The sequence below is a fragment of the Duganella sp. 1411 genome (assembly GCF_017833525.1).
Lineage (GTDB): Bacteria > Pseudomonadota > Gammaproteobacteria > Burkholderiales > Burkholderiaceae_D > Rugamonas.
Genome location: NZ_JAFICD010000002.1, coordinates 832,342 through 849,729 on the forward strand (window position 1 = coordinate 832,342; position 17,388 = coordinate 849,729).

The 17,388-nt window shown below is 67.4% G+C and carries 16 protein-coding genes; 2 read left to right on the top strand and 14 right to left on the bottom strand.

Features of this window, described 5'->3' with window-relative positions; genetic code table 11:
- Positions 1–37: 37 nt before the first annotated feature.
- The 3 genes from JOD97_RS15310 to JOD97_RS15320 form a co-directional block, all read right to left on the bottom strand.
- Positions 38–202: a hypothetical protein gene (locus JOD97_RS15310; protein ID WP_209720549.1), complete on the bottom strand. Its 165-nt coding sequence runs from the start codon at positions 200–202 to the stop codon at positions 38–40.
- A gap of 119 nt (positions 203–321) precedes the next feature.
- A complete protein-coding gene (locus tag JOD97_RS15315) occupies positions 322–1,050 on the bottom strand; it encodes an SIMPL domain-containing protein (protein ID WP_209719280.1) in 729 nt (242 codons plus the stop codon).
- A gap of 69 nt (positions 1,051–1,119) precedes the next feature.
- Entirely contained in the window at positions 1,120–1,623 is a 504-nt protein-coding gene (locus JOD97_RS15320) for a hypothetical protein (protein ID WP_209719283.1), read from the bottom strand.
- A gap of 132 nt (positions 1,624–1,755) precedes the next feature.
- Here JOD97_RS15320 and JOD97_RS15325 point away from each other — a divergent pair, with 132 nt between their 5' ends.
- Positions 1,756–2,313 carry a UPF0149 family protein gene (locus JOD97_RS15325; protein WP_209719286.1) on the top strand — a complete coding sequence of 186 codons (558 nt, stop codon included), beginning with the start codon at positions 1,756–1,758 and terminating at the stop codon, positions 2,311–2,313.
- 10 nt (positions 2,314–2,323) lie between these two features.
- Here JOD97_RS15325 and treA read toward each other — a convergent pair whose 3' ends face one another.
- The gene (treA, locus tag JOD97_RS15330; RefSeq protein ID WP_209719289.1) at positions 2,324–3,922 is read right to left on the bottom strand and encodes an alpha,alpha-trehalase TreA; all 1,599 of its coding nucleotides are present in this window, start codon (positions 3,920–3,922) and stop codon (positions 2,324–2,326) included.
- 194 nt (positions 3,923–4,116) lie between these two features.
- On the opposite strand from treA, the gene JOD97_RS15335 reads away from it, so the two are divergent.
- A complete protein-coding gene (locus tag JOD97_RS15335; RefSeq protein WP_209719292.1) occupies positions 4,117–5,085 on the top strand; it encodes a radical SAM/SPASM domain-containing protein in 969 nt (322 codons plus the stop codon).
- Between the two features lie 6 nt (positions 5,086–5,091).
- On the opposite strand, the gene JOD97_RS15340 is transcribed toward JOD97_RS15335, so the two are convergent.
- From JOD97_RS15340 to JOD97_RS15385, 10 genes are all read right to left on the bottom strand, one after another.
- Positions 5,092–5,796: a nucleotidyltransferase family protein gene (locus tag JOD97_RS15340; RefSeq protein WP_209719295.1), complete on the bottom strand. Its 705-nt coding sequence runs from the start codon at positions 5,794–5,796 to the stop codon at positions 5,092–5,094.
- A 31-nt stretch (positions 5,797–5,827) separates the two neighbouring features.
- On the bottom strand, positions 5,828–7,894 hold the full coding sequence (locus tag JOD97_RS15345; protein WP_229264463.1) for a peptidase domain-containing ABC transporter: 2,067 nt from the start codon (positions 7,892–7,894) through the stop codon (positions 5,828–5,830).
- Between the two features lie 14 nt (positions 7,895–7,908).
- Positions 7,909–8,364, bottom strand: a complete 456-nt coding sequence (locus tag JOD97_RS15350) for a hypothetical protein (protein WP_209719301.1) — start codon at positions 8,362–8,364, stop codon at positions 7,909–7,911.
- A gap of 3 nt (positions 8,365–8,367) precedes the next feature.
- The gene (locus tag JOD97_RS15355) at positions 8,368–10,569 is read right to left on the bottom strand and encodes a TonB-dependent siderophore receptor (RefSeq protein WP_209719303.1); all 2,202 of its coding nucleotides are present in this window, start codon (positions 10,567–10,569) and stop codon (positions 8,368–8,370) included.
- Positions 10,570–10,620: 51 nt separating this feature from the next.
- Entirely contained in the window at positions 10,621–11,910 is a 1,290-nt protein-coding gene (locus tag JOD97_RS15360) for a UDP-N-acetylglucosamine 2-epimerase (RefSeq protein WP_209719307.1), read from the bottom strand.
- A gap of 37 nt (positions 11,911–11,947) precedes the next feature.
- Positions 11,948–12,955: an MsnO8 family LLM class oxidoreductase gene (locus JOD97_RS15365; RefSeq protein ID WP_209719310.1), complete on the bottom strand. Its 1,008-nt coding sequence runs from the start codon at positions 12,953–12,955 to the stop codon at positions 11,948–11,950.
- 10 nt (positions 12,956–12,965) lie between these two features.
- On the bottom strand, positions 12,966–13,796 hold the full coding sequence (locus JOD97_RS15370) for a glycosyltransferase family 2 protein (protein ID WP_209719313.1): 831 nt from the start codon (positions 13,794–13,796) through the stop codon (positions 12,966–12,968).
- A complete protein-coding gene (locus tag JOD97_RS15375) occupies positions 13,793–15,256 on the bottom strand; it encodes a glycosyltransferase family 4 protein (RefSeq protein ID WP_209719317.1) in 1,464 nt (487 codons plus the stop codon). Before JOD97_RS15375 ends, JOD97_RS15370 begins: the two co-directional genes overlap by 4 nt.
- A 31-nt stretch (positions 15,257–15,287) precedes the next feature.
- Positions 15,288–16,922, bottom strand: coding sequence for a hypothetical protein (locus JOD97_RS15380; RefSeq protein WP_209719320.1), 1,635 nt, complete (start codon positions 16,920–16,922; stop codon positions 15,288–15,290).
- Between the two features lie 172 nt (positions 16,923–17,094).
- Complete coding sequence (locus JOD97_RS15385) at positions 17,095–17,280, bottom strand: hypothetical protein (RefSeq protein WP_209719322.1); 186 nt, start codon at positions 17,278–17,280, stop codon at positions 17,095–17,097.
- Positions 17,281–17,388: the final 108 nt, after the last annotated feature.

Here is a 17,388-nt window from a genome sequence, read left to right on the forward strand (position 1 = left end):
CCGCCCTGTCGGGTCGCCGCCCGGCGCACTGTCCCGCCTACGTCTTGATCGGCGGCGCCTTGGGCGTCGGCTCCTCGATCGGCGCCTGGTCCGGCAGCGGCATGTTGTCGGGCGGCGGATCTTTTTCCGGTTGCGGCGGCGGCACCTCGGGGTCGGGTGTCGAATGGGCGCGCCGCGGCACGGCGTGGTCGATGTCGGTCATGGCTCTGTCCTCCTCAGTGGGTTCCACAGGTAGATCGGGCACAAGCCGGGATTCACAAGCGCCGCATTGGCGCGCTGCGTGCGGCAGCGCACGCAGGCCGTCGCAAGCCCACGCCGCTGTTATTTGATGCGGACGATCATGTCCACCGTCTGCGTCCAGCGCAGCACCGTCACCGACAGAAAATCCTTGTCGGCGGTCTGGCCCTGCGCGCGGCCTTCGGTGTTGTAGTAATCGCTCGGCATCAGGCCGACGGCCTTGGTCAGGTTGCGCAGCTGGCCCGACGACATGGCGGTGACCGCCCCCACCTTCTTGCCGACGCCGGCCGCCATGGCATCGGCGCGGCGCAGCGCGTCCTTGATGGCGGCGGCGGTCAACTCCTGCTCGACCTTGAGCCGGTCGCTCTTGCCGAAGGTGGTCGACATATGATCGATGTTCGGCTTCTGCAGCAAGGCCAGCATGATGGGACGCCATTTGGTCAGGTCGCGCACGACGATGTGCACGGCGCTGCGGATATCGTAGTCCGGCGGCGCGTTGGCGTCCGGGTTGGCGGATTTGCGCATCTCCTTGCGCATGTCCTGCACCTCGATGGCGGCCGCGCTGTCGCCCTCCGGCGGGCCGGACTGCTCGGTCAGCAGCGCGCGGATCTCTTCGACGCGGGCCTGGATCACCGCCACGGCGGCGGCCGGATCGGCGTCGAACGCGCTGACGTCGAAGTCGATCTCGCCCATGTCCGGCGCCGCCATGATGAATCCCTCGCCCCCGACGTGGATGAAGGGATAGGTCGGCAAATCGACCGCGTGGGCAAGCAGCGGCGACAACGCCAGCACCAGAACTAATTTCTTCAGCATCGGCAGTCCTTAAAAAGTTATGGACTTAGTATGCTTTATTTTTTAATAATTTTCAATTTGCAACGAAACTTATTTGCCTTTATTAATCTCGGTCAGCAGCACGAACACCTCGTGGCGGATGGCCGGCTCGGCCGCCTTGAATTCCTGGTTGGCTTTGACGAAGGCCGGCTTTTTCAGCTCGGCCTTTTCGGCCGGGGTCGGCGTCGGATCGGCCGCGTACATGCGCGGCGCGCCGTTATAGGTTTCCTTGAGCAGCTTCTGGCCATAGCTGGACTGGTAGTAGCGCGTCATCTCGGCGGCCGTCTCGGCGCTGACCAGGCGCGACACCGGCGCCGACAGGCGGGTATAGACCATCTCCGGCGTCAGCTTTTCCACCTTGGCCATGGTCAGCTCGCGCTGGGCCGGGCTGGGGAATTTGCTCATGCCGGCGGTCATGCGCAGCAGCTTTTCCGCCTGCATCGACTGCAGCAGATCATGCGCGGCCTTGACTTGCGCGGCGTCGGGCGCGGCGGCGGTGGCGCCCAGGGTGGCGATGCTCAGGCCGGCGGCGGCCAGGATGGTGCGTACTTTCATGTCGACTCCTTGGAATACAGAATGAGTTAGTGTTGGCACGCATCATATTGCGAATTCAATAAAATTGCTCGCCTGTTTGAGTTCGTCGCTAGCAGGTAGAATGTCGGTTCCCGCAGCCAACGCCTTCACACCATGCTCACCACACCCCTCAGCGACGAAGAATACGACCAGCTTGACGACCTGCTGCAAGACCTCGGCGAGCAGGCGATGGACGTCTCCGGGCTGGAAGGCTTGCTGACCGCGCTGGTGGTCGGCCCGCGTCCGGTGGCGCAGGCGGTGTGGCTGCCCAAGGTCTGGGGCGGCGACGCGGCCGGCACCGAAGCGGCGACCGGGCTGGTGCTGCGCCACTTCGAATACATGCGCAAATGGATGGAGCAGGACCCGGGCAGCTTCGAGCCGATCTACGAATGCGGCGGCGCCTGGAGCGCGCAGGCGTGGACCGAAGGCTTCGAGACCGGCATGCGGCTCGACGCCGAAGGCTGGGCGCCGCTGCGGGCCGCCCATCCGGAATGGCTGGCGCCGTTGCAGCGCGAAGGCGACGACTGGGAGCGCGCCGTCACGCGGTCGGTCATCCAGATCAACGCCTACTGCCATCCGGAGCCGGTCAAGACCGTCAAGGTCGGCCGCAACGATCCCTGCCCTTGCGGCAGCGGCAAGAAGTACAAGAAGTGCTGCGGCGACGGTAAATAGCGCCGCCGGCTCAGTTCAGGTCGGGATAGCGCTCCAGCAGCGCGCTGGTGACGCCGTTGGTCCAGCCGAAGCCGTCCTGGGTGGGATACTCGCCACCGCCGCCGCTCTTGCGCTCCTCGACGTCGTACTTTTCCAGCAGCTTGCCGGTCTCGGCCCAGGTGCGGCCCACGGTGCCGACCCAGCGGCGGGCGATCTCGTGGGCGAGCTCCTTGTGGCCGTAGCGGGCCAGGCCGTCGACGGCGATCCATTGCAGCGGCGCCCAGCCGTTCGGCGCATCCCACTGCTGGCCGGTGCGCACCAGCGTCGTGCGCAGGCCGCCTTCCGCCAGCAGCCCGGTTTTGGTGGCGGCGGCGACGGCGTCGGCCTGCGCCTGCGTCGCCATGCCCACCCACAGCGGATACAGCGTGGCGGCGCTGCGCACCTTGGTCGGCGCGTTGTCGCGCAGGTCGAAGTCCGCGTACCGCTGTTCGGCCGCCAGCCACAGATATTTTTGCACGGCGGCCGCCCGCGCAGCCTTCGCGCGCCGGAATTGCGCCGCGCAGGCGCTGTCGCCGGCGGCCTTGCAGCGTCGTTCGATCTCCCCTTCCAGCTGGTACATCAGGCTGTTGAGGTCGACCGGAATGACCGTGGTGGTGTGGATGGTGGCCAGGCGCGCGGGATCGTCCAGCCAGCGCGACGAGAAGTCCCAGCCGCTCTCGGCCGCCGCGCGCAGGTCGCGGTAGACCTCGGGCGCGGCACGCCGGGCCTCGCGCGCGGTGGCCGCGTCCTCGCCCAGGGCTTCGTCGCGCGGCGTGTCCTTGGCGTCCCAGTAGCGGTTCAGCAGCGTGCCATCGGCCAGGCGCGCCACCCGCTCGCAGGCGCCGGCGCCGGTCTTCGGCAAACATCCGCTGCCGCGCATCCAGAACGCGTGCTCGGTCTTGAGGGCGGCCAGCACGCCGGCGTCATCGGCGCGGTCGCCCAGCGGCTTGATCTGGGTCATCGCGGCGAAGAACGGCGGTTGCGAACGGCTCAGATAATAGCTGCGGGTGCCGTTCGGAATGAAGCCGTAGCGCTCGATCAAGCTTTTAAAATCGACGATCATCGAATCGACCAGGTCGCCGCGGTGATCGGCCTTCAGGCCCAGCATCGTGAAGTAGGAATCCCAATAATAAATCTCGCGGAAACGCCCGCCGGGGACCACGTAATTGGCCGGCAGCGCCAGCGCCGACGACCATCGGGGCGGATCGAGCGGCGGACGCGTCAGCACCGGCCACAGCGAGGCGATGTGCTGGCGCAGCGTGACGGTGGCCGGCGCCGGCAGCGAAAAGTGGCGCTCGACGAAGGCTTTCAGCGCGGCGCCGTCGGCGGGCTGTTCGCGCCGGTACCGCGCGAGGATGGTTTGCGGATCTTCTTTCGCGACGGCGTCGGCGAAGGTTTTGGCGTCGGGATAGATGCGCGCCGCCTGCACCGCCTCGAACAGGGGGCCGAACATCTCGTGCGGCGTGGCGGCGCCGCTGTGGCGCGCCGGCGCCGCGCGTTGCGCCATGGCCGGCCAGGCGCTGGCCAGCAGCACGCCGGCCAGCAATCCCGCGTTGAGCGCGCACGACAGACGGATATGAACACCTTGCATAATTTCCCCTCCATTTGCGGCGCTATGCTACGCGATCCGGGCAGGATGCGACGCCAGCGTGGGACGCAGCCCCCGTGACCGGCCGGCATTGTTTTAAATTTGACAGCGTTGCGGTTTATGCTACAGTAATCACCCGCCTCGGCTGAACACCTTGCGCCACTCGCCTTTGCAACATCGCCGAAAGAACGCAAGACATGACCATCCGCGCAGTCATCGAAGAAATGCTCAGCACTACGCCCATCCGCGTCGGCCAGTTCGACCTGAATGGAAAATGCAACGCGAAATGCTGGTATTGCCCCGTCAAATACGAAGACAATCCGAAGGCGTTTCAGCATCAAGTGTCGGTGGCCGACGCCAACACCATCCTGCGCCGCCTGCGCGAATCGGCCCATGTCAGCCCGGACATGAAACTGATGTACACCTGCCATTACAACGAGGCCTTGCTGCACAAGGATCTGGAGGGGATACTGGCGGCGTTCCGCACCCATGGCATGACCACCAGCCTGCTGTCCAACGGCACGCCGCTGACGCCGGAAAAAGCCGACATCCTGACCCGCTACCACGACGTCGCCAAATCCGTTTTACTGAACATCCCCGCCTTCGAGCCCCAGGATTGGTCGAAAAAAGCCGGCATGCACGTCCGGCTGCATCAAAACCTGATGCGCAACCTGCGCTACGTGCACGATCAAACCGACTTGCCGCTGTCGATACAAATCAATTCGGTGACCGACCTGCAGGCGGCCTCGCTGGGCGCGGCGGGCATCCTGACGTCCAAAAGCGAGGCGGACAAGATTTCCCTGCAGTTCAAGCACGAGTTTCCGAGATTTAATATCCGCGCCCTCGACAGCCTGTCCAACCGGGCCGGCCTGCTGTCCAAGCACGGCGCGTTCGTCGAACCGCCCAAGTCGTCGCGGCCGGTGGTCGGCTGCGCGCACACCAGGATCGTTCCCGGCGCTAGGATATATGGCTGGATACACATCAACTCGTCCGGCGACCTGTTTTTGTGCTGCGACGACTACCAGATGAAATACAGGTTCGGCAACCTCATCGAGACGCCGCTCGATCAATTATGGGTGTCCAAGGCCCATATCGACGCCATCGAAACCTCGTTCAACGAGCTATGCCGATCCTGCGACGCGCGCATCACCGCGCCGCCGCCGTGAGCGCGGCTAGTCGCCCCTGGCGGCGGCCCACAACGGTATCTGCGACTGGGCGCGGTCGAAGTCGGCCGGTATGCCGATGTCGATGAAATAGCCGTCCGAGATGACCACGCCGGGCAGCAACACGCCGCAGTGCGGCTGGAGGAAGTCGGTTTCGAACGAGAACGGCGACGGTGGCGCCGCCAGCAGGTGCCGCTCGGTGACGATGTAGTTGCCGGTGTTGACCAAGCCCGGGCCGGTCCCGCCTTTTTCGCTAAAGCCGGTCAGCACCTGGTCGCGCACCGTCGCCGCGCCGTACCGCGCGCAGTCGTCCACCCGGCGCAGCGCGATCGCCAGGTGGCCGGGTCGGGCGCGCTGGCGCTCGATCAACGCGCGGTAGTCGATGTCGGCCAGGGTGTCGCCGTTCATCACCAGATACGGGGTGTCCCCGCTGCCGGCCAGGGCCTGGCGGATGGCGCCGCCGGTGCCCAGGGCGCTGGCCTCCTCGCTGTACGACAGGCGCACGCCACGGTAGCCGGCGCCGAAATACTCCCGTATCGCGGCCGCCATGTAGCCGACCGACAAGGTGACGTCGACAAATCCCGCCGCCGCGAGGTGGTCGAGCAAATAGGCCAGAAACGGCCGCCCGCCGATCGGCGCCATCGGTTTGGGCAAGTCGGGCACGCGCGCGCGCAGCCGTGTTCCCGTTCCACCGGCCAGTATCAGTACTTTCATGGTCCTCCCCAAGGCCGCGCCATGGCCGCCGTCACAGCGGAAAACGGATTTCGCGCGCCGCCATCCGGATGGTTTCGGCGCGGTGGGCGACCACGATCCTGGTCAGCGACATGGCCTGTATCGCCGCGTTGACGGCGCGCTCGCGCTGGCCGTCCAAATGGCTGGTGGCCTCGTCCAGGAAAAGCAGCCGCGGGCGCCGGTACAGGGCGCGCGCGATCAGGATGCGTTGCCGCTGTCCGCCCGACACCAGGCCGCCCATGTCGCCGATCAGCGTTTCATATCCCATCGGCATGCGCTCGATGTCGTCGTGGATGTCGGCCATCCTGGCGGCCCGCACCACCTCGGCGTGGTCGGCGCCGTCGCTGAAAAAATGGATGTTGTCGGCGATCGAGCCGGCAAACAGCTTGTCTTCCTGCATCACCGAGCCGATCGCTGCACGCCAGGTTTTCAAGCCCAGTTCGCGCAAGGGTATGCCGTCGATCAACACCTCGCCCTGGTCCGGTTGCAGCAATCCCAGCATCACCTTCACCAGCGTGGTCTTGCCGCAGCCGGAGGGGCCGGTGATGGCCACGAACTCGCCCGCCTCGATGCGCAAGTTGACGCCGCTAAACACCGGCGGCTCGGCCGGCGAATAGCGGTAAGCGACGTTGACCAATTCGATCGTGGGCGCCCACGGCGTGGCCGGCGCGCGGGTGCCGCCGTCGACCTGTTCGGCCGGGCTCAGGGCGATGTCGCCGACCCGCTCGCGATGCAGGCTCAGCATGGCGTAGTCGGCGACCTTTTCCACCAGGCTGCCCAGCCGGGCGACGAACTGCAGCTTGTAGGCGATAAAGGCGAACAACATGCCGACGGAAAAATCGGCGTCGATAACCGCTTGCGCGCCGACCACCACCACCAGGATGTTTTCCGCGCCGAACAACAGCGTATTGGCCATCTGGTAAAACAAGGTGGCGCGCTGCGTGCGCAAACCGGCGTTGGACGTGGCCACCGCGTGGTTGAGCCACGATTCCTCGCGCGCCTGTTCCTGTCCGAACAGCTTGACGCTCTGGATGCCGCGCACCGATTCCAGGAAGTGGCTTTGCTGCCTGGCCGCGCACACGATTTGTTCCTGCGACGCCGCGCGGTAGGTCCGGTACAGCGCCACCCGCAACGCGACGTAGACCAGCGCCGCGCCCACCACGATCAGCGACAGCCGGGCGTTGGTGTAGAACATCATCGACAGCGTGATGACCGTCATGGCGCCGTCCAGGATGGCCGCCAGAAAGCCGCTGGTCAGCGTGCGCTGGATGGTGTTCAACGAGTCGAAGCGGGAGACGATATCGCCCAGGTGGCGCCGCTCGAAAAACTCGATCGGCAGGCGCATCAGGTGATGAAACAGGTTGCCGCCCAGGCGCAGGTTGACGTGCGTTCCCAAATAGGTCATGAGCCAGGAGCGCGATGCCGACATCAGCACCTGCGCCAGCAACAGCAGGAAAAACGCCTGCCCCAGCTGGACCACCAGCGCCTTGTCGCGCGTGACGATGGCGTGGTCGACCACCCACTGCACGAACAGCGGGGTCAGCACGCCGAGCATTTCGAGCGCGACCGACAAGCCCACGACCTGCAGCACATGCTTGCCCATCGAGGGCATCTTGCCCAGCAGCTCCCTGAAGCGGACCGTGCGGACGGCGCTTTGCGGCGCGAACCGCGCCAGCGGCCGCAGTTCGAGGGCGATGCCGGTGAAATGCTCCGACGCTTCCGCCATCGACAGCCAGTAGCGGCCGCGGGCGGGGTCGAGAATTTCCACCCGGCCGGCCTCGACCCTGGCCAACACCACGAAATGGTTGAAGTCCCAATGCAGGATGGCCGGCGTCACCAGCAGGTCCAGCGCCGCCAGATTGAGTTTGACGGCGCGCGCCGACAGTTGCAGATGCTCGGCGATATCCATCAGCTCCGGCAGCCGCGAACCCTTGGCCGACGGGGAAAACCGCCGCCGCAGCGAACCGAGGTCGATCTCGTAACCGTGGCTGCCGGCCACCATCGCCAGGCAGCTGATGCCGCACTCGGCCGCCTCCGACTGCAGGATCAGCCGTGGCGCCCGCCGCCTGTTCGCGCGCAAAAAACGCCCCAGCCTCATCGCTGCTGGCCGCCCTGCTGGCCGCCCTGCTGCCGCCAGCGCGCCAGCATCCACGCGCCCAGGCTGCGCTCGCCGGAAACCATCCGCAGCCGCAACTGGGCGCCGCCGTCCGCGCCCGGGCGCACGGCGGCGATGGTGACCTGCAGCTGGCGCGCCGGCGCGCCGGCGGCGTCGACGATCAGCGTGGCGCGCTGCCCGGCGCGCAAGCCGGGATCGGCATGCGCCAGCGCCACCAGCACGCCGTCGCCGTCGCCGGCGGCGGCCACCGCCGCCGGCCCGATGCGCGCCGCCGCCGGAGCGTCGGCCAGGAACAGCATGGCCAGCAGCGCCGCCAGCGCCAGGCCGGCCGCCGCCAGCGCGCCCTTGAACGCGTAGGGCCGCAGGTGCAACATCTGGCCGTAGTGCCGGCTGCGGCGCGCGCTGCGCGCCTGTTCGCGATATAAGCCCGCCATCGTCTAGTATTTGATTTCCAGGGTGATTTTGGCGACCACGTTGGTCGGCGAGACGGTGGTGCGCCGCTGCGTCAATTGGTCGCTCGAGAAGCTGGTGGCCTTGACCGCGTCCTGGTGCAGCACGTTGGAGGCGCCCAGCCGCAACCGCGTCGCGGCATCGATCTTCCACAGCGCATAGACGTCGAGCGTGCGCACATTGGCGTCGTAGGCCCGCTGATAGGGGCTCAGCCGCACGGTGCCGTTCTTCACATAGCCCAGGCTGGCGCCGGCCGTCAACGGCAGCCCGCGCAAGGCGTAGTCGAGGCCGACGTTGGCCGACAACGGCGCCTGGCGGCCGATCCGGTTGTCCGGCCCCGGCACGGCGTCGACCGTGGACCAGACGCGCGTCAGGTTGGCGCGCAGATCGACCGCGGGCATGCCGGCGACCAGTTGCGACAGCTTCAGCTTGCCCTCCAGCTCGATCCCGCGCGAAAAGGCGCGGCCGACGTTGCGCGGCGCCGCCACCCAGCGCCCGTCCACCAGGCTCTCCTGCACCACGCTGTAATCGGCGATGCGCCGCGCGAAGACGTTGGCGCTGAACATGCCGTCGCCGGCGAGGTAGTGCTCGTACGCCGCGTCCAGGCCCAGCGCCGTCTCCGGTTTCAGGTTCGGATTGCCGGTGGTGTCCGGCGTGGTCACCGTGTTCACGTTCGACAGCGTGCGCCCGGCGATCAGGCTGGCCGTGTCGGGCATGCGCCAGGTGCGCGCCAGCCCCAGCCTGAATTGATCCTTGGACCCGGGCACGCGCCAGCGGTTTTGCACGACCGGACTCAACACCTTCTGCGTGGTTTCGACGTTCACGCCGGCATTGCTGGCGCTCAACAGGTCCACCTGCTCCCAGCGCAGGCCCAGCGTCATCGACCAGTTGCCGCTCACTTCCCACTCGTCTTGCGCGTACGCGGCGTAACGCTTGATGCGGACGTGGAACGCCGATCCCGTCCCGCCCAGCTGGTCGACCGCGTCGATCAGGTTGACGCGCGTTTCGTCGCTGCCGTCGCGCTGGAACTCGGCGCCGCTGACGAGCGCGTGGCGCGCCGACAGCGTAGTGTTGAGCTTGACCGAGGCCAGCCGGCCATCGCTGTCGGCGTCGGCGCGCAAGTTCTGGACCCGGCCCTCGTCGTAAAAATCGATCTGGCTGCCGCTGCGCTTGCGCGACGTGGTGCCGCCCAGCTTGAGCTCCAGGCGGCTGGCCTGGCCCAGCTTGCGCAGCCAGTTCAGATTGGCGCGGGCGGTGCTGTTCTCGCCCTGGCTGGCATAGGTGTCGTTGGCGAACCCGGTGGCCGGCCCCCGCACGAAGGTGGTGGCGTCGAAGCCGTTGCTGTCGTAACGGGTTTTGCTGATGAAGCCTTGCACGCCGAGCGACTCGTCGGCGTCGAATTTCCAGGTCGCCCGCGGCGCCAGGCTGGCGCTCCAGCCGCGGTCGTGGTTGTATTGCCTCAGGATGCGCGACAGCGCGCCGCCGTCCGCTTCCACGCCCTCGGTGTCGGTCAGGTTGTGCTCGTCGCCGTTCTGCCGCCGCACCGAGCCCGTCACCAGCCACGCCAGCTTGCCCTGGGTGTCGCCCAATGTCGCCGACGCGAACGGCTTGACCCGTCCCTGGTCCTGGTTCAGTCCGGCGTTCATTTGCCGCTGGCGCTTGCTGCCGGTCTTTTTCAACAGGATATTGATGGTGCCGGCGATCGCCTGCATGCCCAGCTCGGCGCTGGGCACCGGCAGGATGTCGATGCGATCGACCATGTCGGGCGATAAATTATCCAGGGAAAAATTCGGCGGCGCCGTCTCGCCGTTGACCAGCAGGCGCACATAGCCGGCCCCCAGGCCGCGCATGCCGATCTCGCCGCCTTTCCTGCCGGGCACGCCGTTGACGACGATGCCGGGTTGGCGGCGCAGCACGTCGAGCACGCTCGCGTCGCCGAAGCGGGTCAGCTCGGCCGCGCCGATCGAGCGCGCCATCGCCACCGACTCGCGGCGCCCGTCCGTCAGCGTGGCGTTGACCTCCACCGTGGCCATCGGCTGGTCGGCGGCGGCCGCGTCGCTGGCCGGCGCGGCCTGGACCGGCGCGGCCGGCGCCGGGGCGGCCGGGCCCTGCTCCGCCGCCTGCAGCCGCCCGCACAAGGCGAGCAGCGCCAGCAGCGGCGGCGACACATATTTCGGCACTCTATTCATCTTGATCGGTCCTAAGGAAAGGCGTTGCACGGAAAACAGCGGCCGGGCCGCCTACTGCAGCGCCACGGTGTCGATCAAATGATCGACGATCTTGACGGCCACGTCGCTGCCGTACAGGTTGTGGCCAAGGTCGCGCCACAGCGTGTCGGCACCCCGTTCGATGCAATGCAAAATGCTCTGATACACCAGCCGCTGCTCGCTCGGCGGAATCAGCAGGTTGGTGCCGACGTCCAAAATGGTTTCCGGACGGTCCGTCGAATAGCGGCAGGTCATGCAGGGCACGCCCAGAATGTTGGCCTCCTCCTGCAAACCGCCACTGTCGGTATAAATCGCCAGGCACTGGGGCGAGGCCAGGAAACCCAGCACGTCCAGGTAGGATGGCCACATGTCGTGGCAATGCACGCCGCTGGCCAGCAAGCGCTGCTTGAACCGTAGTTCGGGATGGCGGCGCTCGGCGAAGTTGAATTGATTGGTCAGGATGAAGATCACCGGCATCCCCTGCGACGCCAGCGCGCACAGCGCCTCGACCACGGCGTCGAGCCGCCGCGGCGCCATGTTCTCGCGCCGGTGCAGGTCGACGCGCAACCAGCGCCGCCGCCGCAGTTCGGGATACAGCGCGTCGAGCTGGCCGCCCGCCGCGCGCGCCCTGCCGTATTGGACGGCGTCGGCGCTCAGCGAGCCGCACAGCCGGATCGCCGCCGGCGCGTAGCCTTCGGCCACCAGGTTGTCGCGGTTGCGCCCTACCGGCGCCAGCAACAGCGACGACGCCACCGACGTCAAGCGGGAGTCGACCTGTTCGGGGAACGGTTCATCGGGCGCGCCGCGCCACGCGGCGCGCGCCTGCCCCAGCACCGATGGCAGGTCGATATTCTGGCCGGGGGCGAACGGCGTCAGGCTGCGCAGGCCCGCCTCGACGTGGATCGAGCGGATCCCGCTTTGCAGATACCAGAACACCGGGAAGGTGCCGGAGGTGGACGTGTCGCCCGAGACCACCGGCACCGGGCGCACGCTGCCGCACTTGCCGCTCAAATGCTCGTGCAAGGCCTCGGCCTGCGTGGCGAGGTTGGCCGTGCGCCCGAGGATGCTGCCGCGGATCTCCAGGAACACGTCGATTTCGTCGACATAGTCGAAGTCCTGGGCCGCGCTGGTGAGCACGGCGTCGTAGTGGTGGCCGGCGTCGATGACCAGCGCCGGCACCTGGCGCCGGCGCAGCTCGTGCACCAGCGAGGCCAGCTTGATGTAACAGGGCTTGGTCGCGATCACCAGCAGATACAGCGGGCAGCCCTGCGCGCGCGCCAGCCCGATCATGTGGTCAAGCCGGGCGGGGTTACTGATCTTCATTCTTTGATTCCATAAAATAGTGGCAAGGCGTGCCGCCTCACGCGTGCCCGAAGACGCGCGCGGCGATGGCATAGGATCGCAGGCGCGCCTCGAAGTCGTGGATCTCCGTGTGCAGCAGCAGTTCGTCCGGCTGGCAATCGGCGATCAGCGCGTCCAGTTGCGCGGCGATGGTGGCGGCGCCGCCCTCGATGGCGATGCCGCCGGCGGCCGCCAGCTGCCCGCGCAACTCGCCGTCAAGGTCGTCGGCGCCGGCCTGCTCGGGCGCGAACAGCGGCCGCGGACGGCCCAGCAGCATGTCGCGCAGCCGCGCCTTGCGCGAACGGCCCAAGCGGGCCGCCTCGGCGTCGGAATCGGCGGCGATCAGGTTCACGCTGAGCAAGGCGCGCGGGCCGGCGCCGCCGGCGGCGGCACGAAATTCTCGGCGGTAGGTTTGCAAGGCCTGCGCCGCGCCGGCCGCCTTGAGGTGGCCGCCGAACACGAACGGCATGCCGCGCGAGGCCGCGAACGCGGCGCTGGCCGCGCTGGCGCCGAGTATCCATACCGGCAACGCCAGGCCGGCCCCCGGCACGGCGCGCACGGCCTGGCGCGGCGACGGCTCGGCGAGGAAATCGACCAGCTCGCCCAGCATGGCGGAGAACGCCGCGCCCCCTTGCGCGGCGCCGCGCGCCAGGTGGGCGCCGGCGGCCGGGTCCGCGCCACTGGCGCGGCCGACGCCGAGGTCGATGCGCTCGGGATACAGCAATGCCAGCGTGCCGAATTGCTCGGCCACCATCAGCGGGGCGTGGTTGGGCAGCATGACGCCGCCCGCGCCGATGCGAATCGACGAGGTGGCCCCGGCCGCATACCCCATCAGCACGGCGGTGGCGGCGCTGGCGAAGGCGGCCGCGTTGTGGTGCTCGGCGAGCCAGTAGCGCCGGTAGCCGAGCCGTTCGGCGCCTTGCGCCAGCCGCGCCACATCGCGCAACGACTGGGCCAGCGACTGCCCGATGCGCACCGGCACCAGGTCGAGCACCGACAGCGGCAGCGGACGCAAGATCAATGCCATGCCTGGTTCCTCATGTGGCCGCCACGTGCGTGAAATCGAACGCCTGCGTATCGGCAAGATAGGTTCCGGCGAAATCGCCGGCGTTATAGCGCTGCAGGCAGCGTTGCTGGTTGCGGTGGTTGTTGGCGTCCGGGCTGGCGCCGACGTAAGAACGGCGCTCGTCTCCATGGCTGAGGTGGACGCCCTCGCCGAGCTCGGCATGCCGCCGCTGCAGCACCAGGCTCAAACGCACGTGCAGATCGATATCCTCCCAGCCCCAGCCTTCCAGCCCGGAGTGGAACCCGCCGATCCGTATGACGTCGGCGCGCTTGAGCAGCATGATGCCGGCGCACGAGCGGGCGCCCTCGCCCAGGTAGCTGCGCTTGGTCTCGACGCGGACGCCGCGCCCGTCGTCCAGCACCAGTTCGAAGCAGCTGGCGAATTGGGCGAGCCGGCCGGGCGGGCGCGCGCGCGCCTCCGACTCGACCACTTTTTTCAACGTGACCCAGGCCCCGTCGTCGACCAGCGCGATGGCGCGCTCGAAATCGAACTCGCGCAGGATGACGTCGGCGTCGAGCAGCAGCACGTAGTCGCCGCGTGCGAAATGGATGCCGATGTTGAGCGCGCGCGACTTGTTGAAGGCCTCGGCCCGCACCTCGACCAGGCGCACGGCGGCGCCCGATTCGGCCAGCAGCGCGTCCAGCGGCGCCGCCTGGCCGCCGTAATTGACGACCACGATCTCTACGTCGCGCGCGCGCAGCAGCGGCAGGTTCTCCCGCAGCGTGCGGCCCAGTTCCAGGCGGTCGCGCCAGCAGATGATGACCGAGACCGACGGCGCGCGGCCGCTGTCGACGCCGCTCATCGGTCCGCCGCCGCGCATGGCACCAGCAGGCCCAGCTCCAGCATGTCGTCGAGCTCTTGGGCGCCGCCGCCGGCCAGCTGTTCCACCGCCCGCCCGGTCCCGGCCCGGCGCAGGATGTCGCGCTGGCGCGCGCTGAGCGGGTAGCGCGCCGGCCACGCCGGGTTGTCCAGCGTGACGGCGACGCCGTCGTCCGCGTAGCCGGCGTAGGCCCGCAGCGCCATGCCCGGCGCGACCCGGGGGCAAGCGTGGCTGACGTAGCGCAGGATCGACGCCGCGTAGTCCGACAAGCGGTCGTGCCGGGGCGCCAGGAAGCGGTCGTAGGCCGACATGTCGGCCGCCGCCGTGGTCGCCAGCGCCCGCGGCGGCGCGCCGTCGCGCCGCGCCAGGCAGCGCCGCACGCTCGCCTGCAGCGTCGCCGCGGCGCGCGCCGTGCCGTAGTGCGCCAGCGCGTGGCGGCGCGCCTGCGCCGACATCGCGCGCGCCGCCGTCGCCGAGCGCAGCAGCTGTTCCAGCCCGCGCAGCAGCGCGCCGCGGTCTTCGCGCAGGCCGCCGTAGCTGAGCCAGGTCGGCGCCAGGAAGCCGGTGACGCCGTCGCGCACCGTCTCCTTCAGGCCGCCATACGCGCAGCCGACCACCGGCACGCCGCTGGCCATCGCCTCGACCGGCGCGTAGCCGAAATTTTCGTCGATCGAGTTGGTCGGGTGCAACAGCACGTCGAACGACCGGTAGGCGGCGGCCAGTTCCTGGTCCGACAGCTTGGCCGGCAAGTAACTGACGCGCTGCGTCAAGCCATGGCGCTCGATCAGCGCCCGCAGCCGGGCCGAATACGGCTGGTCGTCGAAGCGCAAAATCTTGTAATCGATCCAGAAGTTGCCGACGATGACGACCCGCACATCGCGCCCGGGATTACGCGCGATCAGCTCGGCGACCAGCTCCAGCGCGCCATGGATGTTTTTCTGGGGCAGCAGCCTGGCCACGATGCCGACGCAAAACGTGTCGGCGCCCAAGCCCAGTTGCGCGCGCGCCGCCGCCCTGCCCTCCGGCGTGAACAGCGTGGTGTCGACCGGCAGCGGCAGGATCTCCAACAGCGGCTCGGCCTGGCCGCACATGGCGCGCAAGATGTCGGCGTCGGACTGGCAATTGACGATCAGCGCGTCGTGCGTGGTCAGGCGCGGGAGCGCGCCGCGCAAAAAACCGGCGTCGAGCACGCAGCCGCCATGCATCGCGAACATCAGCGGAAAATCGCGCGGGCCGGCGGCGCGCTCCCAGCCGTCCCCGCCCGAGAAATTGATGCCGATATCGATGGCTTGCCGCGGCCAGCCGCCGTCGGCCGTGTGCAGCACCCGGGCCCCCATGGCCGTCAGCGCCTCCAGGTAAAAGCGCGCGGTCCGGCTGACGCTGGGCCAGTCGTGCGAGCCCAGCCCGCAGGCGGCCATGGTGAAGGAGGAAGATGCAGGCAAGGATGGTTCCTGTTCAAACGGCAAAGCCGGGTCAGTTGAGATGGATATCCGAACGGGTGCGCACGATGCCGTGCGCCGGATTGTTCATTTCAGCGCTCACGATGGGCTGCATGTAATCGACGAATTCGTGCATGAAGCGGGAAATCGCCACCGGCCCGTGCGCCTCGGTGAGGTACAGCCTGATTTTCGCCTCGCTGCGGTCGGTGCGCCGCAAGCCGTCGACCTGCACCCCGGCGAACTTCGCCTGCAAGTCGGGCAGGTGCGCCGACACCGCGTCCATCAAAGGCAGCAGGTCCGGATTTTCGAAATGCAGCTCGACGCCCACCCGGTCGGCATAGTCGAGGAACTCGAAATGCACCTGGCGCGGCCAGGTGTCCGGATGGAGCCGGCGGAAATGATTGAAGCCGCCGTACAGCGTCATGCCGGTGGAGTTTCCCTGGGAAAATTCATCAAGCACCGATTGGAAGAACGGCCGGATTTTGGGGGCATGGGCGGCGATCGTGTACAGCGCGTCGACCGGACCGCGGGCGGCATCGCACACCAGCTCGGCGCACGCGTCGAAATTGGCCTGGTAGCCGGTCAGCAGGGCGTTGTCCCCCCACCGCTCGGACGGCACCGCCGACAGCGCGCGGTACAGCGTCAGCGCGCGGCGGTAGTGGCCCATGGGCAGGAACGCGGCCATCGGCGCGAACCGGTCCAGCGAGCGCACCACGCAGCCGTTCAAATGGTTGAGGATGTGGTGGATGGCGCCGATATGGGCCGGCGTCAACTGGTAGCCCATGCGCAGGCTCAGCGCGGCCAGCTCGATGACATGGCCGGCCGAATAGATATGGTTTTCCATCAGCGTGCCGATCAGCATGGCCTTGCGCAGGGCCGGGATCTGGCTGTCGGCCATGGCCATGTCGCCGGCGGCGACCGCCTCGATCTGGCTGAGCAACAAGGAAAACGTCAGCATCACGTCCAACTGGCCATCGAGGAATTTCTGCGCGACCTCTTTATACCCGGCCAGCTCCGGATAGGCGGCGGCGATGGCGCACAAGCCTTCGGTCAGATGGAACTTGCGGCACACGTAGAACGGGCCGAAGTGGTGGGCGTGAATGGCGTGCTCGACCAGTTCCGGCAAGGTCAGCGGCTTGCCGTCGAAGGTGAACGTCATGGTGGCCGGCAATTTCATGGCGGCGAAGGCGTACATCAGATGCCCCAGGTCGTGCATCGCCGAGGTCCTGATGACGGTCGAGTTTTCAGCGACCTCGCGCAGCGTGAACGGCGACGTGCCGATCCGGGCGTCGGGCGAAATGCCGGCCATCATGGTGTAGGCGTAGGTCTGCCATGGATGGTAGTCGCCCTCGGAATGGCACTGGTAGATGTACGGCTTGCCGTGCTGGTCCTGGTGGACGAACGAGGCCACGCGGTCGAGCAAGGGATGGCCATCGACGGTGGCGTTGCCCCAGCCGACAAAGACGTGTCCAAGATAGGGCAAGCCGTCGCGCGCGATGATCGCGTGCACCGGCTTGGCGAGAAACTCGACCAGCTTGCGGTCGGCGCTGTCGGCCAGCTCCAGGTCCAGCGCGTCCTGGCGCCGGGACAAGGCGGCGGTGTGGGCCGCGAGCAGCGCTTCCAGGCCATCGTCCAGGGCGAGCGGCCACCAATAACGTTTCTTGGTCATAGTAATCTTTAAGTTGAATAAATCGTCGCTCACGAATTTGCCGACCTACAGGGCGGCCCTGCCACCGAAGCCTGGTTCCACACGCACGAACAGCCAACCAATGTCAGACCGCCCAGGTCACGAAATCCCAACTAGCTTCTAGCTAACATTCCATGACAAGCCGGTAATGGGCTTATTCCCAGGCCATCTCCTGGTTCTGCTCGCAGCAGCTCTGGCCACAGCAGCCCTCGATGACGCTGGCGTCCCAGTCGCGCACATTGACCAGCTTCTCGCTCAGCGTCGCGCCACCGGCGACTTCGGCGACTTCTTCGCGTTTGAGCTCAGCGATAATCTTCTCTTCAGCGACAATCTTTTCCATAAATGCTCCTTAGAGTTACATTTAACGCCCGGCGATTACCGAAGCGCTTCCGTGCCTTAAATCAAGCAAACCGGATTTTGCATTTTAATTACATTTAATTTATAGTCA